At 63.5% G+C, this 230-nt stretch carries 1 pseudogene; it reads right to left on the bottom strand.

The features are described 5' to 3' along the window. Positions 1-230, bottom strand: a pseudogene (locus tag HJV72_RS18920) (Rpn family recombination-promoting nuclease/putative transposase); the annotation flags it as partial.

Genomic DNA, 230 nt, shown 5'->3' with positions numbered 1-230 from the left:
GTACCTTCCGGACCCGGTCGTGGATGCGGCGGATGCGTTCGCTCCCGGCATGTTCTGCCGCCTCGTCCGTCGTATGCTCCACGTAGTGCAGGAACTCCGCCAGCTCCTGTGGGACCTTATCGTCATTCGCTCCACGGGTGTTCAGGAAGATCCGGGTCGCCCCGTCTTCTAAGATGCATCCCGGCTCTTCCTCGCACACGGCCCGGAAGGTGTACCGGTACTTCCCGCAG

The sequence above is a fragment of the Extibacter sp. GGCC_0201 genome, from assembly GCF_017566055.1.
In the GTDB taxonomy this organism is placed as follows: domain Bacteria; phylum Bacillota; class Clostridia; order Lachnospirales; family Lachnospiraceae; genus Extibacter.
The sequence above is the reverse complement of the archived record's forward strand: the minus strand, read 5'-3'. Positions and strand labels throughout refer to the sequence as shown.